This window comes from Luteibacter sp. OK325 (assembly GCF_003050935.1).
Classification (GTDB): domain Bacteria; phylum Pseudomonadota; class Gammaproteobacteria; order Xanthomonadales; family Rhodanobacteraceae; genus Luteibacter.
Genome location: NZ_QAOX01000003.1, coordinates 234,183 through 259,785 on the forward strand (window position 1 = coordinate 234,183; position 25,603 = coordinate 259,785).

22 protein-coding genes and 1 pseudogene are annotated in these 25,603 nt (G+C 63.2%); 11 read left to right on the forward strand and 12 right to left on the reverse strand.

Annotation, left to right across the window (positions count from 1 at the left end):
* Positions 1-18 precede the first annotated feature (18 nt).
* From rfbB to C8J98_RS08815, 5 genes are read left to right on the forward strand one after another with little or no spacing between them, the layout of a single operon-like run.
* Positions 19-1,068, forward strand: coding sequence for a dTDP-glucose 4,6-dehydratase (gene rfbB, locus C8J98_RS08795; RefSeq protein ID WP_107912817.1), 1,050 nt, complete (start codon positions 19-21; stop codon positions 1,066-1,068).
* Positions 1,065-1,949 carry a glucose-1-phosphate thymidylyltransferase RfbA gene (gene rfbA / locus C8J98_RS08800; protein ID WP_107912818.1) on the forward strand — a complete coding sequence of 295 codons (885 nt, stop codon included), beginning with the start codon at positions 1,065-1,067 and terminating at the stop codon, positions 1,947-1,949. Before rfbB ends, rfbA begins: the two co-directional genes overlap by 4 nt.
* A complete protein-coding gene (gene rfbC / locus C8J98_RS08805; protein ID WP_107912819.1) occupies positions 1,946-2,503 on the forward strand; it encodes a dTDP-4-dehydrorhamnose 3,5-epimerase in 558 nt (185 codons plus the stop codon). Before rfbA ends, rfbC begins: the two co-directional genes overlap by 4 nt.
* The gene (rfbD, locus tag C8J98_RS08810) at positions 2,500-3,429 is read left to right on the forward strand and encodes a dTDP-4-dehydrorhamnose reductase (protein ID WP_107912820.1); all 930 of its coding nucleotides are present in this window, start codon (positions 2,500-2,502) and stop codon (positions 3,427-3,429) included. The genes rfbC and rfbD overlap by 4 nt, the downstream gene beginning before the upstream one ends.
* 7 nt (positions 3,430-3,436) lie before the next feature.
* Positions 3,437-4,849 (forward strand): mannose-1-phosphate guanylyltransferase/mannose-6-phosphate isomerase, encoded by a 1,413-nt coding sequence (locus tag C8J98_RS08815; RefSeq protein ID WP_107912821.1) that lies wholly within the window; start codon positions 3,437-3,439, stop codon positions 4,847-4,849.
* Between the two features lie 49 nt (positions 4,850-4,898).
* Here the strand turns inward: C8J98_RS08815 and C8J98_RS08820 are convergent, their stop codons facing one another.
* On the reverse strand, positions 4,899-6,242 hold the full coding sequence (locus C8J98_RS08820; RefSeq protein ID WP_107912822.1) for a phosphomannomutase: 1,344 nt from the start codon (positions 6,240-6,242) through the stop codon (positions 4,899-4,901).
* A 49-nt stretch (positions 6,243-6,291) separates the two neighbouring features.
* Complete coding sequence (locus C8J98_RS08825) at positions 6,292-7,890, reverse strand: glycosyltransferase family 39 protein (RefSeq protein WP_146171604.1); 1,599 nt, start codon at positions 7,888-7,890, stop codon at positions 6,292-6,294.
* Between the two features lie 116 nt (positions 7,891-8,006).
* Here C8J98_RS08825 and C8J98_RS08830 point away from each other — a divergent pair, with 116 nt between their 5' ends.
* Positions 8,007-8,963: a glycosyltransferase family 2 protein gene (locus tag C8J98_RS08830; RefSeq protein WP_107912824.1), complete on the forward strand. Its 957-nt coding sequence runs from the start codon at positions 8,007-8,009 to the stop codon at positions 8,961-8,963.
* Here the strand turns inward: C8J98_RS08830 and C8J98_RS08835 are convergent.
* From C8J98_RS08835 to C8J98_RS08860, 6 genes and pseudogenes are all read right to left on the reverse strand, one after another.
* A pseudogene (locus C8J98_RS08835) lies at positions 8,963-9,415 on the reverse strand (acyltransferase); the annotation flags it as partial. The gene C8J98_RS08830 and the pseudogene C8J98_RS08835 overlap by 1 nt on opposite strands.
* A 29-nt stretch (positions 9,416-9,444) precedes the next feature.
* Positions 9,445-11,274 (reverse strand): glutamine--fructose-6-phosphate transaminase (isomerizing), encoded by a 1,830-nt coding sequence (gene glmS / locus C8J98_RS08840; protein ID WP_107912826.1) that lies wholly within the window; start codon positions 11,272-11,274, stop codon positions 9,445-9,447.
* Positions 11,275-11,292: 18 nt separating this feature from the next.
* Positions 11,293-12,663, reverse strand: a complete 1,371-nt coding sequence (locus C8J98_RS08845) for a pyridoxal-phosphate dependent enzyme (protein WP_107912827.1) — start codon at positions 12,661-12,663, stop codon at positions 11,293-11,295.
* Positions 12,664-12,846: 183 nt separating this feature from the next.
* A complete protein-coding gene (locus C8J98_RS08850; protein ID WP_107912828.1) occupies positions 12,847-13,074 on the reverse strand; it encodes a YdcH family protein in 228 nt (75 codons plus the stop codon).
* Between the two features lie 294 nt (positions 13,075-13,368).
* On the reverse strand, positions 13,369-14,028 hold the full coding sequence (locus C8J98_RS08855) for a DUF4398 domain-containing protein (protein ID WP_158272652.1): 660 nt from the start codon (positions 14,026-14,028) through the stop codon (positions 13,369-13,371).
* Complete coding sequence (locus C8J98_RS08860) at positions 14,028-14,432, reverse strand: DUF4398 domain-containing protein (protein ID WP_233260171.1); 405 nt, start codon at positions 14,430-14,432, stop codon at positions 14,028-14,030. The genes C8J98_RS08855 and C8J98_RS08860 overlap by 1 nt, the downstream gene beginning before the upstream one ends.
* 220 nt (positions 14,433-14,652) lie before the next feature.
* Here C8J98_RS08860 and C8J98_RS08865 point away from each other — a divergent pair, with 220 nt between their 5' ends.
* Positions 14,653-15,762, forward strand: a complete 1,110-nt coding sequence (locus tag C8J98_RS08865) for a PilT/PilU family type 4a pilus ATPase (protein ID WP_107912830.1) — start codon at positions 14,653-14,655, stop codon at positions 15,760-15,762.
* 123 nt (positions 15,763-15,885) lie between these two features.
* On the opposite strand, the gene maiA is transcribed toward C8J98_RS08865, so the two are convergent.
* A complete protein-coding gene (gene maiA, locus C8J98_RS08870) occupies positions 15,886-16,533 on the reverse strand; it encodes a maleylacetoacetate isomerase (protein ID WP_107912831.1) in 648 nt (215 codons plus the stop codon).
* Positions 16,534-16,624: 91 nt separating this feature from the next.
* Between maiA and C8J98_RS08875 the strand changes: the two genes are divergently transcribed.
* Both C8J98_RS08875 and C8J98_RS08880 read left to right on the forward strand, forming a co-directional pair.
* A complete protein-coding gene (locus C8J98_RS08875; protein ID WP_107913059.1) occupies positions 16,625-17,806 on the forward strand; it encodes a phosphoglycerate kinase in 1,182 nt (393 codons plus the stop codon).
* Positions 17,806-18,456: an HAD hydrolase-like protein gene (locus C8J98_RS08880; RefSeq protein WP_107912832.1), complete on the forward strand. Its 651-nt coding sequence runs from the start codon at positions 17,806-17,808 to the stop codon at positions 18,454-18,456. Before C8J98_RS08875 ends, C8J98_RS08880 begins: the two co-directional genes overlap by 1 nt.
* A gap of 24 nt (positions 18,457-18,480) precedes the next feature.
* Here the strand turns inward: C8J98_RS08880 and C8J98_RS08885 are convergent, their stop codons facing one another.
* Positions 18,481-20,583 carry an acyltransferase family protein gene (locus C8J98_RS08885; protein WP_107912833.1) on the reverse strand — a complete coding sequence of 701 codons (2,103 nt, stop codon included), beginning with the start codon at positions 20,581-20,583 and terminating at the stop codon, positions 18,481-18,483.
* A 447-nt stretch (positions 20,584-21,030) separates the two neighbouring features.
* Positions 21,031-23,043: a transketolase gene (gene tkt, locus C8J98_RS08890; protein ID WP_107912834.1), complete on the reverse strand. Its 2,013-nt coding sequence runs from the start codon at positions 23,041-23,043 to the stop codon at positions 21,031-21,033.
* Positions 23,044-23,268: 225 nt separating this feature from the next.
* Here tkt and C8J98_RS08895 point away from each other — a divergent pair, with 225 nt between their 5' ends.
* Together C8J98_RS08895 and C8J98_RS08900 are read left to right on the forward strand one after the other, a co-directional pair.
* The gene (locus tag C8J98_RS08895; protein WP_107912835.1) at positions 23,269-24,000 is read left to right on the forward strand and encodes an outer membrane beta-barrel protein; all 732 of its coding nucleotides are present in this window, start codon (positions 23,269-23,271) and stop codon (positions 23,998-24,000) included.
* A gap of 216 nt (positions 24,001-24,216) precedes the next feature.
* Positions 24,217-24,798, forward strand: a complete 582-nt coding sequence (locus C8J98_RS08900; RefSeq protein ID WP_107912836.1) for a porin family protein — start codon at positions 24,217-24,219, stop codon at positions 24,796-24,798.
* 60 nt (positions 24,799-24,858) lie between these two features.
* Here the strand turns inward: C8J98_RS08900 and C8J98_RS08905 are convergent, their stop codons facing one another.
* On the reverse strand, positions 24,859-25,569 hold the full coding sequence (locus tag C8J98_RS08905) for an outer membrane beta-barrel protein (protein ID WP_158272653.1): 711 nt from the start codon (positions 25,567-25,569) through the stop codon (positions 24,859-24,861).
* Positions 25,570-25,603: the final 34 nt, after the last annotated feature.

The window sequence follows — 25,603 nt, forward strand, 5'->3', positions numbered from 1 at the left end:
CGGATTACGCGTAACTACATGAAAACCTTACTAGTGACCGGCGGCGCGGGCTTCATTGGCGCCAATTTTGTCCTGCAGGCAGTCGCCGATGGCCTGAAGGTTATTAACCTGGACAAGCTGACCTACGCCGGCAACGTTCAGACTTTGGATTCGATCAAGGATCATCCGTCCCACCTCTTCGTCAAGGGCGACATTGGCGACCGCGAGCTAATCTCACGCCTGCTCGCGACTCACCAGCCGGACGCGGTCGTCAACTTCGCCGCCGAAAGCCACGTCGACCGTTCGATCGACGGCCCCGGTGCGTTCATCGAAACCAACGTCGTCGGCACCCTTGGCCTGCTCGAGGCCACCCGCGACTACTGGCGCGGGCTTGATGACGCCGGTGGAAAAGCGTTCCGATTCCTTCACGTGTCCACGGACGAGGTGTACGGATCGCTGGGTGCCGAAGGCTTCTTCACCGAAACCACCCCCTACGCCCCCAATTCGCCGTACTCCGCGTCGAAGGCCGCGTCCGACCATCTGGTCCGCGCCTTCCACCATACCTACGGCCTGCCGGTCCTGACGACCAATTGCTCGAACAACTACGGCCCTTACCAGTTCCCCGAGAAACTGATCCCGCTGGTCATCCAGAAGGCGCTGGCCGGCGAGCCGCTGCCGGTCTACGGCGACGGCATGAACGTTCGCGACTGGCTCTACGTTGAAGACCACTGCAGCGCGATTCGCCGCGTACTCGACGCGGGCCGTATCGGAGAGACCTATAACGTGGGCGGCAACTCCGAGCGGGCCAACCTCGTCGTCGTGAAGACCATCTGCGCGATCCTGGACGAGGTCGCTCCGCTGGCCGGCGGCAAGCCTCACGAAAGCCTTATCACCTTCGTGCGCGATCGCCCCGGCCACGACCGCCGCTACGCGATCGACGCCAGCAAGCTGAAGGACGAACTGGGCTGGACCCCGGCGCACACGTTCGAGTCGGGCATCCGCGCCACGGTGCAGTGGTACCTCGACAACCGGGCCTGGGTGCAGGGCATCCTCGACGGCAGCTACCAAATGGAGCGACTCGGCGCATGACGACCAAGGGCATCATCCTCGCAGGCGGATCGGGCACGCGCCTCTATCCGATCACCAAGGCCGTCAGCAAACAGCTGCTGCCGGTGTACGACAAGCCGATGATCTATTACCCGCTGGCGACGCTGATGCTGGCGGGCATCCGCGACATCCTGATCATCAATACGCCGCATGAGCAGGAGCTGTTCCAGCGCCTGCTCGGCGATGGCAGCCAGTGGGGCATCAGCATCACCTATGCCGTCCAGCCCTCGCCCGATGGCCTTGCCCAAGCCTTCATCATCGGCAAGGACTTCATCGGCAAGGACCCCAGCTGTCTCGTGCTCGGTGACAACATCTTCTATGGTGTCGGCCTGACCGAGCGCATGAAGCGGGCAGCGGCGCGGGACAGCGGCGCCACCGTCTTTGGCTACTTCGTCAAGGATCCGGAACGCTACGGCGTCGCGGAATTCGACGCCAACGGTAAGGTCATCGGCCTTGAAGAGAAGCCGGCGATCCCGAAGTCCAGCTACGCGGTGACCGGCCTGTACTTCTACGACAACCGTGCCGTGGACTACGCCGCCAACCTGAAGCCGTCGCCGCGCGGCGAACTCGAAATCACCGATCTCAACCGTTGCTATCTCGACGACCAGTCGCTGCACCTCGAGCAGTTGGGTCGCGGCTACGCCTGGTTGGACACGGGAACGCACGAGTCGCTGATGGAAGCGGGCGAATACATCCAGACGATTGAAAACCGCCAGGGCCTCAAGGTCTGCTGCCCGGAAGAGATCGCCTACGTCAACAAGTGGATCGATGCCGAGCAGTTGCTGAAGCTCGCCGAGCCGCTCGCCAAGACCGGGTACGGCCAGTACCTGCAGAACCTGATCAAGCAGGGCTACGTCGGATGAAGTTCAACGAAACCGCTTTGCCCGGTTGTGTCGTCATAGAGCCGCAGGTGTTCGGCGATGCCCGCGGCTTCTTCTATGAGAGCTACAACGACGCGAAGTATCGCGAAGCCGGCATCGACCGCCGTTTCGTGCAGTCCAACGTTTCGCGCTCCGCGCGTGGCGTTCTGCGCGGTTTGCATTACCAGTGGCCACACCCGCAGGGCAAGCTTGTGAGCGTGCTCGAGGGCGAGGTATATGACGTCGCCGTGGATATCCGCCGTGGCTCGCCGACCTTCGGCCAGTGGGCCGGCGTCATGCTGACCGCTGAGAACCATCGTCACTTCTGGATCCCGGAAGGCTTTGCCCACGGTTTCTGCGTCGTGTCCGAGCACGCCACGTTCTCCTACCAGTGCACCGATCTTTACGACGCCAAGGCTGACGGCGCCGTCCGTTGGGATGACCCGGCCATTGGCATCGACTGGCCCATCTCGGAGCCGTTGTTGTCGGACAAAGACAAAAAGGCACCGTTGCTCGCGGATATCGCCCCGGAGCGTCTGCCGGAGTTCCGGGCTTGAAGATCCTGTTGCTTGGGGCCAATGGACAGCTCGGCCAGACCTTCCTGATACACGGTGGTCTCGCCTCGCGAGGCGACGTGGCTGCGGCGTCCCGCAACGGCGAACTCACGGTCAAGGCGGCCAACGCTGTCACCGGCGACCTCGCCGACCTGGCGCAGCTGGAAGCCCTGCTCGATACGGAGCAACCGGACATTGTCGTCAACGCGGCCGCCTACACCGCCGTGGACAAGGCCGAGAATGACGAGGCGACCGCCATGCTCGTCAACGGACAGGCGCCCGGGACCATCGGTCGCTGGGCGGCTCGTCATGGCGCGCTGGTCGTTCACTTCTCAACAGACTACGTGTTCCCGGGTGACGCCTCGGTACCCTATGCCCCCGACGCCCTCACCGGCCCGCAGGGCATGTATGGCCAAAGCAAGCTCGCCGGCGAAGACGGCTTGCGCGATAGCGGTGCGCCGCACCTGATTCTGCGCACCGCCTGGGTCTACTCCGCAGTTGGGCACAACTTTCTCAAGACGATGCTGCGGCTCGGCGCGGACCGCGACGAGCTCCGCGTCGTGGCCGACCAGCGTGGAACCCCCACGACCACGAGCTTGATCGTGGAGGGAACGCTGGCGGCCATCGACCGTTACCTGGCGGCTGGCGCGGATCGCGGCAAGCTGACGGGTACGTTCCACCTCACCGCATCGGGTGAGACGACATGGCATGGCTTCGCCCAGGCCATCTTCGACGAAGCGGCCGGCGCCGGTCTTATTGCCAGGCGACCAACGGTCCACCCTATCGCCAGCAGCGAATTCCCGACGCCCGCAAAAAGGCCGGCGTACTCCGTACTGGACACGACGAGCTTCGCCACTACTTTCGGATACCCGCTGGCCGATTGGCGCGACGGACTCCGCGCGACACTGGGTCAACTCTCCACGCAGTGAGGCTGTCATGCTGATTCCCCTTATCCTCAGCGGCGGTAGTGGCACGCGCCTGTGGCCGATCTCGCGCCGCAACCTGCCAAAGCAGTTCCTCTCCCTGGCCGGGAGCGAGACCCTTTTCCAGCAGACCCTGCGTCGCGCGGCAGCGCTTCCCGATGCCGCGCCGCCCGTCGTGGTCGCCAGTGACGACCACCGTTTCCTGGCTGCCGAGCAGCTGCAGGAACTAGGGATTTCCGGCGCCAGCATCCTGCTCGAGCCCGTAGCCCGCAACACCGCGCCGGCCATCGCCGTGGGCGCGCTGCAAGCACTCAAGCGCGACGCGGATGCCCTGATCCTCGTCCTTCCCGCCGACCATCTCATCGGCGATGCCGAAGCCTTCACCGACTCGGTCGCTCGTGCGCGGCTGCTTGCCGAGCAGGGATGGCTGGTGACCTTCGGCATCCGGCCGGACCGCGCAGAGACCGGATTCGGTTACATCCGGCGCGGATCGGCGCTTGAAGGCGATACCTTCCGCGTCGAGCAGTTCGTCGAGAAGCCCCGGCTGGAGGTCGCCGAGCAGTACCTGGCGAGTGGGGATTACGACTGGAATTCGGGCATGTTCCTGTTCCGTGCCTCGCGATACCTCGAGGAGCTGCAGCAGCAGGCGCCCGCCATGCTCGAGGCCGCGAGGACAGCATTCGAGAAGGCCAACACCGATCTCGACTTCATTCGTCTGGATACCGAGGCCTTCACTGCGGCGCCCAACGATTCCATCGACTATGCGGTGATGGAAAAGACGGCTCGTGCCGCCGTGGTACCGGTCGGCTGCGGCTGGAGCGATATTGGCTCCTGGGATGCGCTCTGGATGGCCGCCGACAAGGATGCGGACGGCAACCACTTCGAGGGCGACGTCATCGCGCTGGACACGAAGGGCTCCCTCGTCCGCTCCCACGACCGCCACCTGGTGGCCACGATAGGCCTCGACGATGTCGTCGTCGTGACGACGCCGGATGCAACGCTTGTTGCCCGCCGCGACTCGTCGCAGGACGTGAAGAAAATCGTCGATCAACTAAAGGCGGCGGGCCGCACCGAGCACGACCTGCATCGCGTCGTTCGTCGACCGTGGGGAAGCTACGATTCGCTTGAATCGGGCGACCGCTTCCAGGTGAAACGCATCGTGGTGAAGCCTGGCGCTGCGTTGAGCCTGCAAATGCACCATCACCGCGCCGAACATTGGATCGTGGTGAAAGGTGTTGCCGAAGTCACCTGCGACGACAAGGTGTTCCTGCTCGCGGAGAACCAGAGCACCTACCTGCCACTGGGTAGCCGTCATCGCCTGCGCAATCCGGGCAAGGTACCGGTGGAGCTGATCGAGGTTCAGTCCGGCGCCTACCTCGGTGAAGACGACATCGTCCGCTTCGATGACGTCTACGGACGAACCTGATGCTCCCGCGTTAAAAGTGAAAAAAAGGGGCCGCATTGCGGCCCCTGCTTCATCCGTTGATAAGTGCCGAAAGTTCCGCCGTCTTAGCCTCCATCAGCGCGGCATTGCCACGCGACTCGACATTGAGACGAAGCAACGGCTCCGTATTCGACGAACGGAGGTTAAAACGCCACTGGGCAAACTCAACGCTCACGCCGTCGACGCGCTCGAGGCGCGGTTCGTCTCTCGCATAGAAGTCGAGCACGCGGGCGACTGTCGCCCTTGCGTCGTCGACGACGAAGTTGATCTCGCCACTGCACGGATAGGCGGCCATGCGTTCGGCGAGCATGGCGGCCAGGCTTGTCCCTGCCATTGAAAGCCGCTGGGCCACGAGCAACCACGGAATCATCCCCGAGTCGCAATAAGCGAATTCTCGGAAGTAGTGATGCGCGCTCATTTCTCCACCGTACACCGCATCCTCGGCACGCATCCGCTCCTTGATGAAGGCATGCCCCGTCTTGCTTTCGATCGGCACGCCTCCCGCCGCCTTCACCATCTCGATGGTATTCCACGTCAGGCGCGGGTCATGGATGATTTTCGCCGCCGGGTGCTTCGCGAGTAGCTGAGCCGCAAGCAGACCGACGATGTAATAGCCTTCGATAAACCGCCCGTGGGCATCGAAGAGAAAGCAGCGGTCGAAGTCGCCGTCCCACGCAATGCCGAAGTCGGCGCCATGCGCGATAACGGCGGAAGCCGTGGCGTCGCGATTCTCCGGGAGGAGCGGATTGGGAATGCCGTTCGGGAAGCTGCCATCGGGCTCATGGTTCACGCGAATGAATTCGAACGGCAGGTGGGCCTCGAGAAGGTCGATCACGCGACCGGCACCACCGTTACCCGCATTGGCCACGATCTTCAGCGGACGAAGGGCCCTTACGTCGATATAGCTCAGGAGGTGGGCAACATAGGCCGACTTGTCGTGGTCGTGAACGACGCGCCCGCGAACCTCGGCGAATTCGCCGAAGGCGTTGTCTTCGACCATGCGCTCGATATCGCGCAGCCCCGTATCGCCACTGATCGGACGCGAGCCTTCGCGAACCAGCTTCATACCGTTGTAGTCGATCGGGTTATGGCTGGCGGTCACCATGATGCCGCCGGCCACACCGCGGTGAAAGGTCTGGAAATAGACCTCTTCCGTTCCGCAGAGACCGATGTCGATGGCATCGCGCCCTTCGTCGTTCAGGCCTTGAACGATCGCCCTGGCGAACGCAGGGCTGTCGCGGCGGATGTCGTAGCCCACCACTACTTCGCCCACCCCCACCGTGCGCGCGAAGGCGCGTCCGAGTCGATAGGCAACGTCTTCGTCGAGCTCATCGGGAACGCGGCCACGGATATCGTAGGCTTTGAAACACTTCATTGCGGCGTTCCCTGGGAAAGAAACATTCTCGATCACTCGGGCTTTCGGCTCAAGGTGCCGATGGAGGCGGCGACAGGGTTGCTCGAATCCAGTGGAAGACCGCCCGTTGCTCGCGCGACACGAAGGCCCTGTGGTCCGTGGGTATAGCGCCAGCGTCCCGCAGCACGTGATCGTAGGATGACTCGCTGCCGGCGTCCCAATAGACCAGTCGAATCTCGGTAATTCCTTCGCGCTGGAGGCGAGCGATCGTCTTCGGCTCGGCGTCAATGACGTAACGTACGCGATTACCGGTGAGGAAACAGAACGACGTGAAGAATCCCCACTCTGGAAAGACATAAGCCACGTTCTCAGGCGCTTGGCGCGCCTCGACGCCGAGCTGCGTCAGCACGTCGGTACTGTGCCCTCGCCCACCCGTGGCTACCAGCTTCTCGTGAAAATTCGCCTGCTGGGCGAGATTGCCGGCAACCAATGCCGCGACCAGAACCCCGACGATGGCCTGCTCACGCCGCCCGGACAGATCAAACGCTGCCGACAGCCTGTGCAGACTTAGAGCCAACAGAAGATAGACAAACGGTACCAGCACACTAAAGTGGTGCGCCCAGAGGCGATGCCCGAACAGCGATGCTATGGCGACGAAAGAGAGCGGCATCAGCACAGGCAACGCCTTAACCAGGCGCTCGTCCTTCCTCGCAAGGTTTATGCCCGCACAAACAAGGAGGAACAGGACACTCGCTACAAGAACCCAGGCCTTTGCCTGCACCCACTTACCTGACGTCGGCTCACCGAAGATCATTTCTTCGTTCGCCGCATCGCTGGTCGCGAGCCGGATGAGCTCCCAGACATACTGCGCGCGAGAGCCGGTTACGTCACCTGCGTCGAAGGGCTTGAGTTGGCCGAGCATCCCCCGCACGAACTCCAGCGTCGGCTCGATCCCGTGCTTTTTGGCGAGGAGGGATAAGAAGCCGAGTAAGAACGGCGAAACACCAACAGCGGCGCCGATAATCCAGCTTCCCCACTGCCGACGAGGCGTGGATATCGCCACAAGCAACACCATCGCCGGTGCGAAGAAGGCCAGCACGAAGTAGCCATAACTTGCCAACCCAAAGAAAAAGCCTGACCAGAAGACGCGCCGCCTGACGATGCGAGACTGCTCATCGGCGGGAAGCGCAAGAAGCATCGAGACGAACAGCCAGGCGGCCCCACCCACGACAATGTAGAACTGTGTCCGGAATGACGCGGTAAATGCCAATTCCGTGGCCAAGCCCATGGCGGCAAGGAGCGCCCACCCGAGCGAGCCCGTCAGCCTTCGCGCCAGGTGGGAAAGGGCTACGAGCAGGATGACGCCGAACACCGCCTGTTCCAGGCGCAACGAGGTGACGCTGAACCCTCCGATGGCAAAGAGCGGCACGCCAAGGTAAGCGTTCTGCAAGCCATGGTAGAAGCTGCCGAGAATCGGAAATATCTTCGACGGAATGCCTGCGCCAGGGTTATGTCCACGGTGCAACCACTGCGCCGCCATGAAATCGGGATTGACCCCGTCCATGTAGATGCCCGGGAGGTCCGAGTGCAGCAGCACCAGGCTAACGAAGGCGAACACCGGCATCAGCCAGGAAGCGCGTGCAGGCCACCCCTCTTTCCAATGAGTCAAACCGATCTCCCGATTCCGCCTACCCAGCGGCGGCGTTTGCCCGCAAGATTATACAATCGCCAGACGAATCCGCCGGGCGCACCCGCGGGAACTCACGAAGCAAGGATGACCGACACATGCCCAACGACGACGCATTACCCGATCAGAAGGTCGCCGTGCTCATTCCCTGCTTCAACGAGGCGCTCGCTATCGCCCAGGTCGTCCAGGGTTTTCGGTCGGCCCTTCCCGACGCCAGTATCCACGTCTTCGACAATGCCTCGACCGACCGGACCGTCGAGGTCGCCCGGGCGGCGGGCGCCTCCGTTCGCATGGTGGGCCTCCGGGGCAAGGGTAATGTCGTCAGGCGGATGTTCGCGGACATCGACGCGGACATCTACGTACTCGTGGATGGTGATGCCACCTATGACGCATCAAGCGCGCCCGTCATGATCGGGCGACTCCTCCAGGAAGGTGCCGATATGGTGGTCGGCGTGCGCAAGGACGACAATGTCACGGGTGCGTATCGCAGTGGCCACCGCCTCGGCAATCGGATGCTCACCGGGTGCGTGGCCCTTATCTTCGGCGGCCGGTTCACCGACATGCTCTCGGGCTACCGTGTCTTCACCCGGCGCTACGTCAAGTCGTTCCCGGCACTTTCCGTCGGCTTCGAGACTGAAACCGAATTGACAGTACACGCGCTTGAATTGCGCATGGCCTGGAGCGAGGTCGACACGCCCTATGCATCGCGGCCCGAGGGTTCGGAGAGCAAGCTGTCAACGTACAAGGACGGCTACCGGATCCTCCGGATGATCCTCCGCCTCTTCGTCGCGGAGCGCCCCCTGCAATTCTTCGGGACCATAGCTCTGGTCACGTTCACCACGGGTGTCGCCATTGCGATTCCGCTGCTCGGCACCTACCTGGCGACGCACGAGGTTCCCAGACTGCCGACGGCAATGCTTTCGACGGGGTTGGCGCTCATTGCCGCGCTGTCCCTGGTCTGCGGCGTGGTCATGGATGCCGTGACGAGGGGGCGTCGGGAAATGAAGCGATTGTTCTATCTCGGCATCCCCGCCCCGGGCGAGGCGGTCGACTAGTCGTCTACGTAACCGATCACCTTCGCGGGCGATCCGACGACGATCGCCCGCGCCGGCACGTCCTTCGTGACCACCGCGCCTGCGCCAACCATCGCCCGCTCACCAATCTGCAGCCCCGGCAGGATCGTCGCCCCGCCACCGATCGACGCGCCCCGGAGTACGAGGGTCTGCGGAAAGGTGCCTCGGTAGGCGCGGGACCGGGGCTTTCGATCGTTCGTAAATGTCACGTTCGGCCCGACGAAAACGTCGTCCTCGAGCCGGACGCCGTCCCACAACTGCACCCCACTTTTCACCGTAACCCGATCGCCGACCACCACGTCGTTCTCGATGAAACAGTGCGAACAGATATTGCAGTCTTCGCCAATCACAGCCAGAGGCAGGATCACGACGAACTGCCAGACTCGCGTGCGAGCGCCGACGTTCGTCGACTGAACGTCGGACAGCGCGTGGATGGTGGCTTGGTCGGTCACGTGAGGAGCCGCTATTCCACGGTGACCGACTTGGCCAGGTTCCGCGGCTGATCCACATCCGTCCCCCGCTGCACCGCCACGTGATAAGCCAGTAGCTGCAGCGGAATCGTAAACACCGCCGGCGCGATCAGGTCGCCACCGCCATCGACGCGAACCATGGCTACGTGCTCGGTGCTTTCATCCATCTCGGCACGCTCGTCCGCGAAGACGATCAGCTCACCGCCACGAGCCCGCACTTCCTGCAGGTTCGACTTCAGTTTGTCGAGCAGCGGGCCGTTCGGCGCCACGGCCACGATCGGCATGTTCTCGTCGACCAGCGCCAGCGGACCGTGCTTCAGCTCGCCCGCAGGGTAAGCCTCGGCGTGGATGTACGAGATTTCCTTAAGCTTGAGCGAGCCTTCCAGCGCCACGGGAAACTGCGCACCGCGACCGAGGAACAGTGCGTGCTGCTTGTTGATGAAGTGGTCGGCAATCCTGAGGATCTCCGGCTCGATCTTCAGTGCGTTCTCGATGTAACGCGGCAGTGACTGCAGTTCCTTGCAGTGCTCCAGGTACTTTGCGCCATCCAGACCACGACGGCGCCCGAGGTCCAGCGCCAGCAAGGCAAACGCGGCGAGCTGGGTGGTGAATGCCTTGGTCGAGGCGACACCGATTTCCGGGCCGGCGCGCGTCATCAAGCGCAGGTCGGATTCTCGGACCACCGATGATTCCGGCACGTTGCAGATAGCGAACGTGGCAAGGTAACCCCGGCGGCGCGATTCGCGCATGGCGGCCAGCGTATCGGCGGTTTCGCCTGACTGCGACACGGCGACGAAAAGCGTGTTCTCCGGAACGACGACGTCGCGATAGCGATACTCGCTGGCCACTTCGACCACGACCGGGATGCGGGCGAACTGCTCGATCCAGTACTTCGCCACCATGCCGGCGTGATAGCTGGTGCCGCAGGCAACGATGTGGATGGCGCGGGTCTTCTCGAGGATCGGGTCGGCGTCGATACCGAAGATGTTCGGCAGGATGCCATGCGGACCGATGCGGCCTTCGAGCGTGTCGGCGACGGCGCGCGGCTGCTCGAAGATTTCCTTCTGCATGTAATGGCGATACTCGCCACGCTCAACCGAATCTGCGCTGATCTCGCTCTCATGCGCGGTGCGGTCGACACGCTGGCCATCGAGGCCGAACACTTCGACGGTCTCGCGGGTGATCTCGACCACATCGTCCTCTTCGAGATACATCATCCGGTTGGTGACCTTGATGAGCGCCTGCGCATCGGACCCGAGGAAGTGCTCGCCGATGCCGATACCGACTAACAGGGGGCAACCACGGCGGGCGCCGACGATGCGCTCGGGCTCATCCAGACTCATCACCGCAATGGCGTAAGCACCTTCGAGTTCCCGTACGGCGGCCGTCACGGCCTCGCGCAGCGATTTGCCGGCCTGCACGTGCTCGTCGATCACCGCACCCATGACCTCGGTGTCGGTTTCCGAATGGAAGGTACGGCCCTTGGCCCGAAGCGAGTCGCGGAGCGAGGCATAGTTCTCGATGATGCCGTTGTGCACGATGGCAATACGGCCCTGCACGTGCGGGTGCGCGTTCACTTCGCTAGGCACGCCGTGCGTGGCCCAGCGCGTGTGCGCGATACCCGTGCTGCCCGGCACCGGATCGGCGTCGTAGAGGGCTTCCATCTCGCGAACCTTGCCTTTCGCGCGGACGCGGCGAATTTCACCGCCGTCGGCGATGGCCATGCCGGCGGAGTCATACCCGCGGTATTCGAGGGCCTTTAGTCCGGCGATGAGGATGGGCGCGATATCACGCTGCGCAACAGCGGCGACGATTCCACACATGACGCTTCCCCTTGATGCTTAGTTGACTTTGCGGCGCAGGTAGTTGAGCAGGTCGATCCGGGTGATCAGCCCCAGGAACTGTTCGCCATCAACGACGATGGCCACGTGCCCCTTCTCGAACACAGGCAATAGTGCATCGATCGGTTCGCGGACCTGGAGCATTTCCGGCGAAGCCATCATCGCCGTGGAGACCGGATCGCGGAACCGGGTTTCGTCCGAGTGCACGTGCATCAGCACATCGGACTCATCGAGGATGCCGACGATGCGCTCGCCCTCCATCACCGGCAGCTGCGAGACGTCGTACAGCTTCATGCGGTTATAGGCGGTGACCAGCATGTCGTCCGGCTTGATCACGACCGTATCGCGTTGCGCATAGGGACGCAGGATCAGGTCGCGCAGGTCGCCGTAGCGTTCGCGCTCGAGGAAGCCGTTGTCGAGCATCCAGTAGTCGTTGTACATCTTCGACAGGTACTTGTTACCCGTGTCGCAGACCAGGGTGACCACGCGCTTGGGTTCGGTCTGCTCGCGGCAGTACTTCAGCGCGGCGGCAAGCAGTGTGCCGGTGGACGAACCACCGAGGACGCCCTCCTTCGCCAGCAGTTCGCGCGCGGCCAGGAAGCTTTCCTTGTCGCTGATGGCGTAGGCCTTCTCGACCATGGAGAAGTCGCTTATCGAGGGGAGGAAATCTTCGCCGATGCCTTCGACCATCCAGCTACCGGATTTCTCCGAGAGCGTGCCCTCGTTGATGTACTCGGCCAGGATGGAACCGACGGGATCGGCCAGGACGATGCGCGTATGCGGCGAATGCTCGCGCAGGTAGGCCGTGAGGCCGCTCATCGTCCCGGACGAGCCGCAGCCAACGACGATGGCGTCGACCTTGCCATCCATCTGCTCGAGGATTTCCGGGCCGGTGGTCTGCTGATGCGCCAGCGGGTTGTCCGGGTTGCCGAACTGGTTGATGAAGTAGGCCCCAGGGGTTTCGCGGGCGATGCGCTCGGCCATGTCCTGGTAGTACTCGGGGTGACCCTTGGCCACGTCGGAGCGGGTAAGCACCACCTCGGCACCCATGGCCTTGAGGTTGAAGATCTTCTCGCGGCTCATCTTGTCGGGCACGACCAGGACCAGGCGGTAGCCCTTCTGCTGCGCGACGAGGGCGAGGCCCAGGCCAGTATTGCCGGCCGTGCCTTCCACGAGGGTGTCGCCCCGCTTGATCTTTCCGGCGCGCTCAGCCCCTTCGATCATCGACATGCCGATACGATCCTTCACCGAACCGCCGGGATTGGCGCTTTCCAGCTTCAGGAAGAGCTCGCAACGGCCAGTATCCAGACGCTGGGCGCGCACCATGGGGGTGTGGCCGATCAGATCGAGGACGCTGTCATGAACACTCATTGGAACTCCGTCTTTTTCCGGGCACGGTCCCTGCGACCTCGCCCTATGGGCGCACATGATAAAGGGTGACGCCCTGAACCGATGCCCGGCTGATCGGCCGATCCATTCGGTGTAGGCGACGGACAAAAAAAACGGGCACGTTCCCGTGCCCGTTCTTATGAATTTGTGTACCCGAAGACCGGGTCAGTGTCGTGATTGCTGCCAGCTATCCCACATTCGCTGGAGCTTTTCCTTCGCGTGCAGCTTTTCTTTCTTGAGTCCCGCCAGGCTTTGATCGTCCATAGGCAGACAGCCGGTGTTGGCGTCATGCAACTTGGTGTCGAGTTCCTGGTGGCGGTAGAAGAGACGACGGGTGTCGGCATCGGCGTGGATGAACTGCTCTACGTCGTCGCGCTGCTGGTTTTCGAACATAGCGAACTCCTCGCGTTGGGGAGGGGCCGTCACGTGTTTTTCGCGTGACGGGAGTTCGAAGCTACTCCGCCCAGAGGGGTGTCGCAAGACCGATCTTTCTCAATTCACGCACGAAAAAACGGTTGCAGGCGCAACGGTTTACGCCTCAACCAAGCCGCCAGCCCCGCCAGATGGCGGGGCTGGGACTTACTGGTGTGGGAGCCGATTCATCGGCGATTCCTGCAGAGCGGATCAACCAACTCATCCGCAAGCACCCAATCGCCGCAGAAGCGGCTCCCACAGGGTCAGGCCGGCTCAGTTGCCGTTGCTGCTTTTCTTCGACTTCTTCGGGGTGGGCGCCGGGTCGGCGGCACCGTCGGAAGAGCTGGCGTCACGCATGGCGCGTGCCGCCGCCTCGGCCAGGGCGGCCTGCTTCTTGGCCGCGTTGGCGACCTTGGCCTGGGCAGCCGCGACCTGGCGGGCCTTGTCGCCCTCGGCCTTGGCCTGGTCCAGCGCCTGGGAGTACTCCACACCCTGCTGCTGCAGGCGGGCGGCCTCTTCCTGGATCATCTGGTTCTGGGCACGCTGTTGCTCAAGCTGACGACGGGCCATCTCGGCGTCGAGGCGGCTGGCCTCGAGCAGGATGGAGTCGTGCTCGCGGTCCAGTTGCGCCGACTTGCCCTGAGCGTCCTGGAACTGCGCCATCGCCTTGGCGATGTCCACGCGGCGCTCGGCAATGTACAGGTAGTGCGCGTGCTCCTTTTCCTTGGGCTTGAACTGGGCCATCTGGTTGATGGCTTCCCGGGCGCGGGCCTGCTCGGCCTGGGCGTAGCCGCCGAGGACGGGATCGGCCGAGAGCTGGTCCAGGCTCGAGTTCAGCCGGCGGATATCGAGGTCGTCCGTGGCGGCCATGGCCGACCCTGCCGAGAAAACGGCAAGAGCCAGGGCGGCAAGGAGGATAGTCGAGCGCTTCATCACTGGCCTCCCTGATGGTCGTTCAGCGGTTGGGTCTCACCGCCCACGGGCGGCGGCGTGGAGTCGGTCGGCTCGGGCAGGACGCTTTCGGTTTCCTGCACGTTGGTCGGGATCGGCACCGTGTCGTTCGCGTGGTTGTCGATCATCTCGACGCGCATATGCGAGTTTTCCTGGCTCTTGGTCTGGTTCTGGGCACGGGCGGCACCCAGGCGGGCCTTGGCCCGGGCCAGTTCGCTATCCGCACGCGACTCGTCGGCCAGCACGGCCGCCTCGTCGTATTTGCGGCTCGCCATGGCGGTTTGCGCCTGGCGGAACTTACCCTGCGCATAGTCGAGGTCGACCGGCGCATAATCGGCTGCACCTGCGTCGCGCGCCGCCTGTAGCTGAGCTAGTGCCTGATTCATGGCACCATCCGGCGGCGGAGCACTGGCGCAGCCAGCGAGAGTAGCAATCGCCAGGCCTAAGGAGGCCAGGGCGAGGAGCCGGCGGCCCTTGGAAAGGGCTTTCGACGGCAAGATGTGCACCATCACTCGTTATCCTCTTACAGGTTTGCGAGATATTGTCGATATATGAAGGTCTAGGCAGACCTCATCTCGATTGTAATGCGAACGCCCGGGGGTTTAGGTGGATATCGGTTATTTCCTGAAGCTAATGGTGGACAAGGGCGCGTCGGACATGTTCCTGACGACCGGCGCCCCTGTGAACATCAAGGTGGAAGGCAAGCTCTACCCGTTAGGAAACACAGGCCTGCCCAGCGGCATGGTCAAGAAAATCGCCTATTCGCTCATGGACGAGGGCCAGGTGCCCCAGTTCGAGCGCGATCTCGAGCTCAACATGGCCCTGGCCGTGAAGGAGGCGGGGCGCTTCCGCATCAACGTGTTCAAGCAGCGCGGCGAGATCGGCATGGTCATCCGTGCCATCAAGAGCGAGATTCCGTCGCTGGAAGAGCTGCGCCTGCCCACCATCTTCCGTGACCTGATCATGGAGCCGCGCGGGCTGATCCTCTGCGTCGGTGCCACCGGTTCCGGCAAGTCGACCACGCTGGCGGCCATGCTGGACCACCGCAACAACAACAGCTCGGGCCATATCCTCACCATCGAGGATCCCATCGAGTACCTGCACCGCCACAAGCGTTCCATCATCAACCAGCGCGAAGTAGGCCTGGACACGCACAGCTACCACGAGGCGTTGAAGAACGCGATGCGTGAGGCGCCGGACGTGATCATGATCGGCGAGATCCGCGACACGGAGACCATGGAGGCCGCCATCGCCTTCTCGGAAACCGGTCACCTGTGCCTGGCCACCCTGCATTCGAACAATGCGGACCAGACGCTCGAGCGCATCCTGAACTTCTTCAACGAGTCGGCGCACAAGAACGTGCTGATGAACCTGGCCCTGAACCTGCGCGCGGTGATCAGCCAGCGTCTGGTGATCGGCAAGGACGGCCGCCGCATGCCGGCGACCGAGGTGCTGCTCAACACCCCGCTGATCCGCGACATGATCCGTCGCGGCCAGATCCACGAGGTGAAGGACGCCATGGACCGCAGCCTGCAGGAAGGCATGCAGACCTTCGATCAGTCGCTGTACCGGCTGTACAAGGACGGCTACATCACCCTCGAGGAAACCCTGAATAAGGCGGACTCGCGCGATGGCCTGGCCCTGAAGATCCGCCTGTCCGAAGGCTCGACGAGCAACGAGTTCGCTTCCAGCGATCCCTACGGCATCGGCGTCTGAGAGGCGAATAGGAGACATGTGGGAGCCGCTTCAGCGGCGAAAAGCCAACGGAGCGAGGAAGCTGTAAGGCCCATCGCCGATGAATCGGCTCCCACATAAAGACCCTGTCCTACCTGCCCTATCTCATGGAGCGTCCGGCTGCGCCTCGGGCGCGGCCTTCTGGAATGCCTCCAGCGCCTGGCAAGCCTCGACTACCCGGCGAATCGTCGGGTACGGCGTCAGGTCCACACTCCAGCGCACCGCGTTGTAGAACTGCGGCACCAGGCAGCAATCGGCCAGTGTCGGCGTGTCGCCGAAACTGAAGCGCCCTGATGGCCCTTGCGCCAGCAGCGCCTCGATCCCGTCGAAACCCTGCTTGATCCAGCGCCGCGACCACGCCTCCTTGACTGGCTGGTCCGCCCCAAACTCCGCCTCGATCGCTCTCAGAACCCGCAGGTTGCCCAGCGGGTGGATATCCGTGCCCACGGCCTGCATCAGCTCGCGAACACGCGCCCTGCCCAGCGCATCGGCCGGCATCAGGGGTATCTCGGGGCGGGTCTCGTCCAGATATTCCAGGATGGCCATGGACTGGCGGATCGTGCGGTCGCCATCGAGCAGGGTCGGCAGCTGCGCCTGCGGGGAGAGCTCGCGGTAGGCCGGCTTGAGGTGCTCGCCACCCTCGTTGAGGAGATGCACCGGACGGGCTTCGTAAGGCAGGCCCTTCAGGTTCAGGGCAATGCGGACGCGATAGGCGGCGCTGGAGCGCCAGTAGGTATAGAGGACGAGGGGCATGGGGCTTCCTTTGGCGGACCGCGGAATTATCGCCGCTGAAGCGGCTCCCACATACAATGGGCGTTTCTCCGAACCGAAGCTGGAGTCCAACGTGTCCGTCATCCGCATGCAAGACCTCGACCTGCGCGGCAAGCGCGTGCTGATCCGCGAGGACCTCAACGTCCCGGTGGAAAACGGGAAGATCACCTCCACCCAGCGCCTGGACGCCTCGCTGCCGACCATCGTCGCCGCGCGTGACGCCGGGGCGAAGGTCATGGTCATTTCCCACCTGGGACGGCCGAAGGAAGGCGAGTTCGACGAAGCCTCCTCGCTGAAGCCGGTCGCCGAGTGGCTGGGCAAGAAGCTCGGCAAGGACGTGCGCCTGGTGCGCGACTACCTCGACGGTGTCGACGTGGCCGAGGGCGAAGTGGTGGTGCTCGAGAACTGCCGCATGAACGTCGGTGAGGGCAAGGACGACGAAACCCTGTCGAAGAAGTACGCCGCACTCTGCGACGTCTTCGTCATGGATGCCTTCGGTACCGCGCATCGCGCCCAGGCATCCACCCATGGCGTGATCCGCTTTGCGCCGATTGCCGCGGCGGGTCCGCTGCTGGCGAAGGAGCTCGATGCCCTGGGTCAGGCCCTGGAAAACCCGGACAAGCCCCTGCTCGCCATCGTCGCCGGCTCCAAGGTGTCGACCAAGCTCGAACTGCTGCAGAACCTCGTCGGCCGCGTGGACCAGCTCATCGTCGGTGGTGGCATCGCCAACACCTTCATCCTCGCCGAAGGCCACAAGGTCGGTAAGTCGCTGGTCGAAGCCGACCTGCTCGACATCGCGAAGAAAATCATCGCCGACGCCAAGGCGCGCGGCGCCGACGTGCCGGTGCCGACCGATGTGGTCGTCGCCACCGAATTCGCCGCCACGGCCAAGGCCACCGTCAAGAAGGTGAGCGAGGTCGCCGACGACGAGATGATCCTCGACATCGGCCCCGACACCGCAAAGCGCTACGCCGAGCTGATCGCCAAGGCAGGCACCGTGGTCTGGAATGGCCCGGTCGGCGTGTTCGAGTTCGACGCCTTCGGCAAGGGTACAGAGACACTGGCCCGCGCGATTGCCGCCTCGAAGGCCTTCTCCATTGCCGGCGGTGGCGACACGCTGGCTGCCGTGGACAAGTACGGCATTGAAGACGGCGTCTCCTATATTTCCACCGGCGGCGGTGCCTTCCTCGAATTCCTCGAAGGCAAGGAGCTGCCGGCGGTCGCGGCGCTCAAGGCCCGCGCGGATAAGAACTGATGCTGTACCTCTTCGATCTCGACGGCACCCTCATCGATTCCGAAATCGGCATCTTCGCCGGCGTTCGCCATTCCCTGGCGACCGTCGGCGCGGAGTCGCCGGACGACGCCGCGTTGCGCGCCTGGGTCGGCCCGCCGCTGCGCGTCAGCTACGCGGCGATCCTCGGTGACGACAACGAACGCATCGAGGCTGCTGTCGCAGCTTACGGCGAACGCTTCCGCGACGTGGGCTGGTCGGAACATACCGTCTACGACGGCATCCCCGAGCTGATCGCTTCGCTGTCCGCGGCCGGCCATCGCCTCGCTGTCGTGACCAGCAAGCCGCTGCCGCATGCGGGTCCGATCATCGCCCACCTGCCCTTCGGTCATCTGTTCGAGCGCGTCTACGCGCCCGACCTGTCGACCGCGCACAGCGAGAAGGCCACGATGATCGCAGCCGCACTGGCCGATTTCGGCCAACCGCCCGAGGAAACGATCATGGTTGGCGACCGCCTCTATGACATGGAAGGCGCCGTGTCCAATGGCGTACGTGCCATCGGCGTGCTTTGGGGCTTCGGCGATCGCGAGGAGCTGGAAGCCGCCGGTGCCTGGAAGGTCGCCAACACGCCTGCCGATATCGCGACGCTCACTGCGGCGGTCATGGCGGACTAGCGGCGCCTTGCTGGCCCCGCGTCGTTAGTCGACGGTCGCTGCTGCGGCCGTCGGCACGACAGTCGATTGGAGCTGCCGGGTCGCCTGTGTGAATGACGGCAACAGCAGATGATTGGCGAAGCCGCTGAGATGATCGCCATCGAAGAACAGCGGTTTGCCGTCAAGGAACCCGTTGCACTCCACGCCGGCGGGACAAAGCACGGGGAATGGATCCCAGACGTACGAGCCGGGTACCTGGCCCGCCAGCGAATGGATCGAGCCCAGCATGGGCGCGCGCAGGTGCTCGAACTCGGCGCGGTTCACCACGGTGCCATCGGCGCAGACCGGATTGCTTGTGGTCCATACATCGGCGCAGCGAAACAGCGGCGCCTTCATTACCAGGTCCGGCGCTTCGAGCATCGTGCGTGCGCCGGTCGCCTGGATGCGCTGGAGCACGTGCGCTCCAGCAAGCACAGCGGCGTCGCGCTCCTTCGCCGCGGCATCGCTGAACACGCGCGCCGGGATATCGTCCTGAGGCAGACGATCCCACTGGTCGACAAAGCGCGGCACCCGCAACGACGGCATGAAAACCACATCGCCGGAGCCCAGCTTCGGCAGCATATGCTCGAGCGCCTGTCCCGCCACCTTGAGGCAACGCGGTGTTTGCTCGCGCCATGGCTGCAGGCTCAGGAAGGGACAGCCGCCGTTGTTGTAGAGGACGACGCGGGCACCGGTATCCAGCACGTAATCGCTGAACATCGTGCCGTAGGCCATGGCGTGCGAATCGCCGATCACGAACACATCCGGCGCCGTCACCGGACCGGTACAGGCCTTGCGTTCGAAGATCACCCGGAAGCCGTCGCCCACCGGCTCGCGAATCGGCGTCACGGAACATCCCGCCGCACTCGTGACCGTGGCTTTCCGCGACGGGTACCAATCCTCCGCGTGACGCGAAACGGAGCTGACCGAAAGCACGGGCTGGCGACGATCTACCCAGCTGCTGATCCACATGCCTGCGTAAAGCGCCACCACGCCACAGGCGACCACCGCGATGCGCGGCATGGCCTTGAGTCGCGGCGCCCGACGAACGGAAGTTTCAACGTAACGCCAGGACAGTACGGCGAGAATCACGGCGATCGCCAGCGCGGCGATACGCGTGGCAAGCGAACCCGTGCCGACGGTCCAGCGAAACAGGACGAACACCGGCCAGTGCCACAGGTAAAGCGAATAGGACAGCCGACCGATCCGAAGCATCGGATGCCAGGTCAGTGCGCGCACCAGCGGAAAGCTCATCGGCCGCCCGTGCAACAAGCCGAGCAAGGCCGCCGTGGCGAGCACCGGCAGCACGGCGCCGGGAGCGGGGAAGGTGCTCGGCTGGGACGTGAAAAGGCTTAGCAACAAGGCGATGGAGGCGAGGCCGGCCACCGGAAGCAACCAGCGAGGCGTTACCGGATCGAACGTGTCGAACCTGCGCCCCGCCATGGACATGCCCAGGTACAGCAACACGCCCACTGCCAACTCCCAGAACCGACTCGCCAGCAGGTAAAACGCTGCAGCGTGGTCGACCGACCCCATGCGCATGGCATGAACGAACGACCAGAGGCCACCGACAATGAAAGCCCCCGCGACGACGCTGCGCCAGCGCCCGCGAAAGCTCCACACCCAGAACAGGAGCGGGAACAACAGGTAGAACTGTTCTTCGACACCAAGCGACCAGGTATGCGTATACGGGTTGTACTCGGAGATCGGCGAGAAGTAGTCGTTGCCGTAGCGCGCCAGCATCAGGTTGCCGAAGCCGAAAAAGGCGTAGGTTCCTGTGCGCTGGTTGCTTTCGCTCAACCAGGCATCGGGGATGAACACCGCCGCGACCAGTCCGGTCACCAGCAGGCACACGATCAGCGCGGGGGCGATGCGCAACATGCGTCGCGACAGGAAGTAACTGATGAACGAGGGCAGCGACGTGCGCTCGCGCTCGCCGACCGAGGCCGCTACGACAAAGCCAGAGATCACGAAGAAGATGTCGACGCCCGCGAACCCGCCCGGCAACCATGCCGGATTCAGGTGATAGAGCACCACCGCGAGGACCGCGATGGCTCGCAGTCCGTCGACGTACGGGAGGTACGCGTGTCGTTGGGGGGTCGGTGTCATGAACGGTGGATTCGGTGCCCGGAATGGCAAGGTTACCAGACGGGACGCGCCCCTGAAAAAGTTGCCGCGTAGTCCTTCGCCGCCACGGATCCGCCTTTCGCGGCCATCTGGCGACCTGCTGATTACACGTCGACACCCCTAACTTGATGACGCCCCTGGAGGGCTCAACTAGTAAGAGGAAAAAGACCCATGGTGACTCGAATGGCACCTGGGCAGGTGCATTGGACAACGCCCGGCGCGCTCCTTCCGCTCTACCAGCGCCTGCGCGTCGTCCCCGTCTTCATGAGCCCCGTTGACAAGAACTTCGACCGCCGAGGTACCCCGCCGCACTGCTATGAGAACTGGAGAACATGCGAGGCGAAAACACGCCATCGACCTTAACAAACGCGCAAAAAAAGAGGCCTCCTTTCGGAGGCCCTTTTCATACACGCGGTAACGCTTTACCGCTTACTTGATCACGCTCTTGACCGCATCGACGATGTTCGGTGTCGTAATACCGAAGTGCTGGTAGAGGTCGTCGATCTTGGCGGAAGCGCCGAAGGTGGTCATGCCGATGACCTTGCCGTCCAGGCCGACGTACTTGAACCAGAAGTCCACGCTGGCCGCTTCGACGGCGACGCGTGCGCGGCACCACGACGGCAGGACGCCTTCACGATATTCGACCGGCTGTGCGTCGAACTCTTCCGTGCAGGGCATGGATACGACGCGGACCGGCACGCCCTGGTCGCCCAGCGCCTGCGCGGCTTCCACGGCGATACCGACTTCCGAGCCCGTGGCGATGATGATCGCCTTGAACTTCTCCGCCGGTTCCCAAAGGACGTAACCGCCCTTCTCGATGTTCGCCACCTGCTCGTCGGTGCGCGGATTATGCTTGAGGTTCTGGCGGGAGAAGATCAGACAGGACGGGTTACCCGCACGCTCGATCGCCACCTTCCAGGACACCGCCGACTCGACCGCATCGGCAGGGCGCCACACGCGGTTGTTCGGAATCAGGCGCAACGAACCCAGATGTTCGACCGGCTGATGGGTCGGGCCGTCTTCGCCCAGGCCGATCGAGTCATGCGTGTACACGTGGATGGCGTGAGCCGGAATCAGGCAGGACATGCGCACGGCGTTGCGGGCGTAGTCGGAGAACACCAGGAAGGTGGCGTCGTACGGAATGAAGCCGCCGTGCAGCGCGATACCGTTGGAGATCGCCGTCATGCCGAACTCGCGCACGCCGAAATGAATGTAGTTGCCTTCGGCACCGCCGGTGGCGATGTTCTTCGAGCCCTTCCAGATGGTCAGGTTCGACGGGGCCAGATCCGCGGAGCCACCGATGAGTTCGGTGAGCAGCGGGCCATAGGCGTCGAGCGACATCTGCGATGCCTTGCGCGAAGCGACGACCGGACCTTCGGTCTGCATCTTCTTGATGAAGGCGGCAGCGCCTTCCTTCCAGTTGACCGGCAGCTCACCGGACAGACGACGCTTGAGCTCGCTGGCGAGTTCTGGGAACGCCTTGGCGTAGGCGTCGAACTTGTCGTTCCAGGCCTTTTCGGAATCGGCACCGCTCTTCTTCGCGCTCCACGAGTCGTACATGGCCTGCGGGATTTCGAACGGACCGTATTCCCAACCCAGCTGCTTACGGGCGAGAGCAACCTCTTCCTTGCCCAGCGCGGCGCCGTGCGAGGATTCCTTGCCTTCCTTGTTCGGCGAACCGAAGCCGATGATCGTCTTGCAGATGACCAGCGAGGGCTTTTCGCTCTGCGAAGTGGCGGCGGCAAGCGCCTTCTTGATCGCGTCGGCGTCGTGCCCGTCGACCGGCTTGTCGTCGTCGCCGACGACCACGTTCCAGCCGTAGGCGCGGAAGCGCTCGGCGGTGTTATCGGTAAACCAGTCGTGGACTTCGCCGTCGATGGAAATGCCGTTGTCATCGTAAACCGCGACGAGCTTGCCGAGCTTGAGCGTGCCGGCAAGCGAGGACACTTCGTGCGAGATGCCTTCCATGAGGCAACCGTCACCCACGAACACGAAGGTGTGATGGTCGACGATGTCGTGGCCCGGGCGGTTGAAGCGCGCGGCGAGAACTTCCTCGGCGATCGCGAAACCGACGGCGTTGGCCAGGCCCTGGCCGAGCGGACCGGTGGTCGTCTCGATGCCGGGGGTGTGATGGAACTCCGGGTGGCCAGCGGTTTTTGAACCGAGCTGGCGGAAGCGCTTGAGTTCACCGATCGGCAGGTCGTAGCCGGTCAGGTGAAGCAGCGCGTACTGCAGCATGGAGCCATGGCCGTTCGACAGCACGAAGCGATCGCGATTGGGCCAATGCGGATTCGTCGGGTTGTGATGCAGGAAATCGCCCCACAGGACCTCGGCGATATCGGCCATACCCATCGGCATGCCCGGGTGGCCGGAATTGGCGGCTTCCACACCATCCATGGCCAGGGCGCGGATCGCGTTTGCGCGTTCGCGACGTGTCGTCATCGGCGTTCTCCAGTTAACAGGCGGCGGAAAAACCATGATTGTCGCGCATTGGTCGCAGCTTGTCGTGGACGTTCATGCTGCAAGCGCAAAGTTAACTCCGCCTTAATCTTTCCCTTCGCTTTTTTGAATCTCTTCAGGTTCGGAGGACTCTAATCGACCACGGCAGCCGATCTTCCCCCACCCCCACGGGTCGGTTGCCGCCCCGAAAATAAGAGGAACACTCCCATGAAAAAGGCAGCTCTTGCCCTTGCAGTTTCTTGCGTCTCGTTTGCGGCCATTCCGGCCTTCGCCCAGGACAGCAACCCGGCTGTCACCGGCAATTACCAGCCGAGCCAGGCCGTGGGTAGCGGTAACTGGTTCATCGGCGCCAACGTCGGTCGCACCAACGGTAGCGACACCGGCGGCTTCGGCAGCAATACCAGTGGGTTCAATCCCCTGCACGGCGAACAGGGTCGTCGCACCGGCTACGGTCTTCTCGGCGGTTACCGCTGGAAGGTCGGTCCCGATCTCGGCCTCGGCGTCGAGGCGGGCTACACGGATCTGGGCAATTTCCGCGTGAAGAACGCGTTTGAGGCGGACCAGGACGTCGACCAGAAGAAGACCAAGAACGCGCTGCGCGGTTGGATGCTCGGTGTCAACGGCAAGATCAACCTCGTGCCGGGCTGGTACCTCAGTGGTCACGGCGGTTACTTCCGCGCCAATGACAACAACAACAATTACAACAACAGCGTCGGCCAGGATCTCGGCTTCTCCAACGGCGGTCGCCCGAACCGCGGCAGCTGGTACGCCGGCGTCGGCACCGGCTGGGACATCAACGAGCACTTCGGTGTGGGCCTGACCTATGACTACTTCCATGCGAATGCGGGCAAGGTCATGGACAACGCCACGGGCGACACCAGCGTGGGCCTGAAGCGCTCGACCGGCATCGTTTCGCTGGCTGGCGAATACCGCTTCTGATCGAATGCCCGTTCGTTGTTTAGATGTGATGAGCCACGGCGCGAAATCGCCGTGGCTTAATCTTCTCTTAATAGTGAACTTATGGGTATTGAATCTATTGCGGCGACGCCGCATCTCATTTCTGGACGCACGGCACCCCCGCTCGTGTGTTGTGGCGAGTTGGCATCCCCATGCCACCCGCATCGAACGCATAAAGAATAAGCAGGAGTTTTCCCCATGAAAAAGACCCTCATCGCCCTTGGCCTCATGGCGGCCGGTATGGTTGCGGCCCCGGCTTTCGCGCAGGACGCCAGCGGCGCCGGCTTCTTCGTCAACGGCAGTGCCGGACGCGCGCAAGTGAACAAGGGCAATTACGACGGGCATGACGTCGCCTATGACATCAACGGCGGTTATCGCTGGGCTGTAAGCCCGTCGCTCGCGCTGGGTGTCGAAGGCGGTTACAACGACCTTGGCAACATCCACGCCAAGCACCTGGTCACCGGTGGCAACGCCATCGACGGCCGCAAGTCGAGCCTGCATGGCTGGACCGCCGGCGTGAACGGTCGCTTCAACATCGATCCGAAGTGGTACATCAGCGGCCGTGCCGGTCTCTACGCCTGGAAGGGCGACGGTGTGAGCCACGACGACATCACGCGCCACAACTTTGACAAGACCAGCTGGTATGCCGGCGCAGGCGTGGGCTACAACCTCACGCAGGACTTCAGCCTCGGCGTGAACTACGACCATTACGACGCGAAGAAGAACGGTCTCAACCTGTCCACGAACGTGGCCTCGGTGAGTGCTGAATACCGCTTCTGATAGAGCGGCTCAACGTGTAGCAAGAAAAAGGCCGGCGCCCTGGAGTGCCGGCCTTTCGCGTTACTGGAACCGGTACTCGGCGCGAAGGCCGGGGACCGTCACCCGCACATTTTCTTTCCGCAATTGGCCGAAAACCTGCCCCTTGACCTCGGGGTTGTATCGGTCGAACGAGAGCGCAATACCAAGCCGCGACGTAATGTCGTAGCCGAACGACAGGCCGTAGTAGTAGGACAGGCTCGTACGCTCGTATTTTTCATGGCTTTCAGATGAGGAGCCGCTGCTGAGCGTCGAGGCGCCGTCGACGTCAAGGCGGGACCGATAACGGGCAATACCGCCCCTGGCCGTTAGCGACCAGGCGTCACCGATGATCCAGCGACCGTTGAAGCCAACAAAAGGCGCTTGCGCCTTTTCGCGACGGTTCTCCCGGGAGTCGATGTACGAACCGATAAAATCCTGGTGTTGGCTATAGCGCGCGGTCGCATTGCCGAGGTCGACGTAACCTCCCTCGATACCGACCTTGATCGACTCCGACACAGGCCATCGGTACCCGCCCGAGATGCCGAATGCCTGATCGCTACGATCGGAATGATCGTCGCGCGTACCGATGAAAAGACCCGATGGACGAGGCATCAGCAGCTGATTCGAGGCGAACTGACTGCGGCCCGCCTGGACGGAGAGGAACGCTTCACCGGTCTCCGCGGTATCTGCGCGAACGGCAGAAGCTGCCGCAGTGGCGACCGTCAGGACCGCCGTAAGAAGAACTTTCTTCATGAATTTCCCTGTTCCGTTGCCCGCGTCCGTGCAA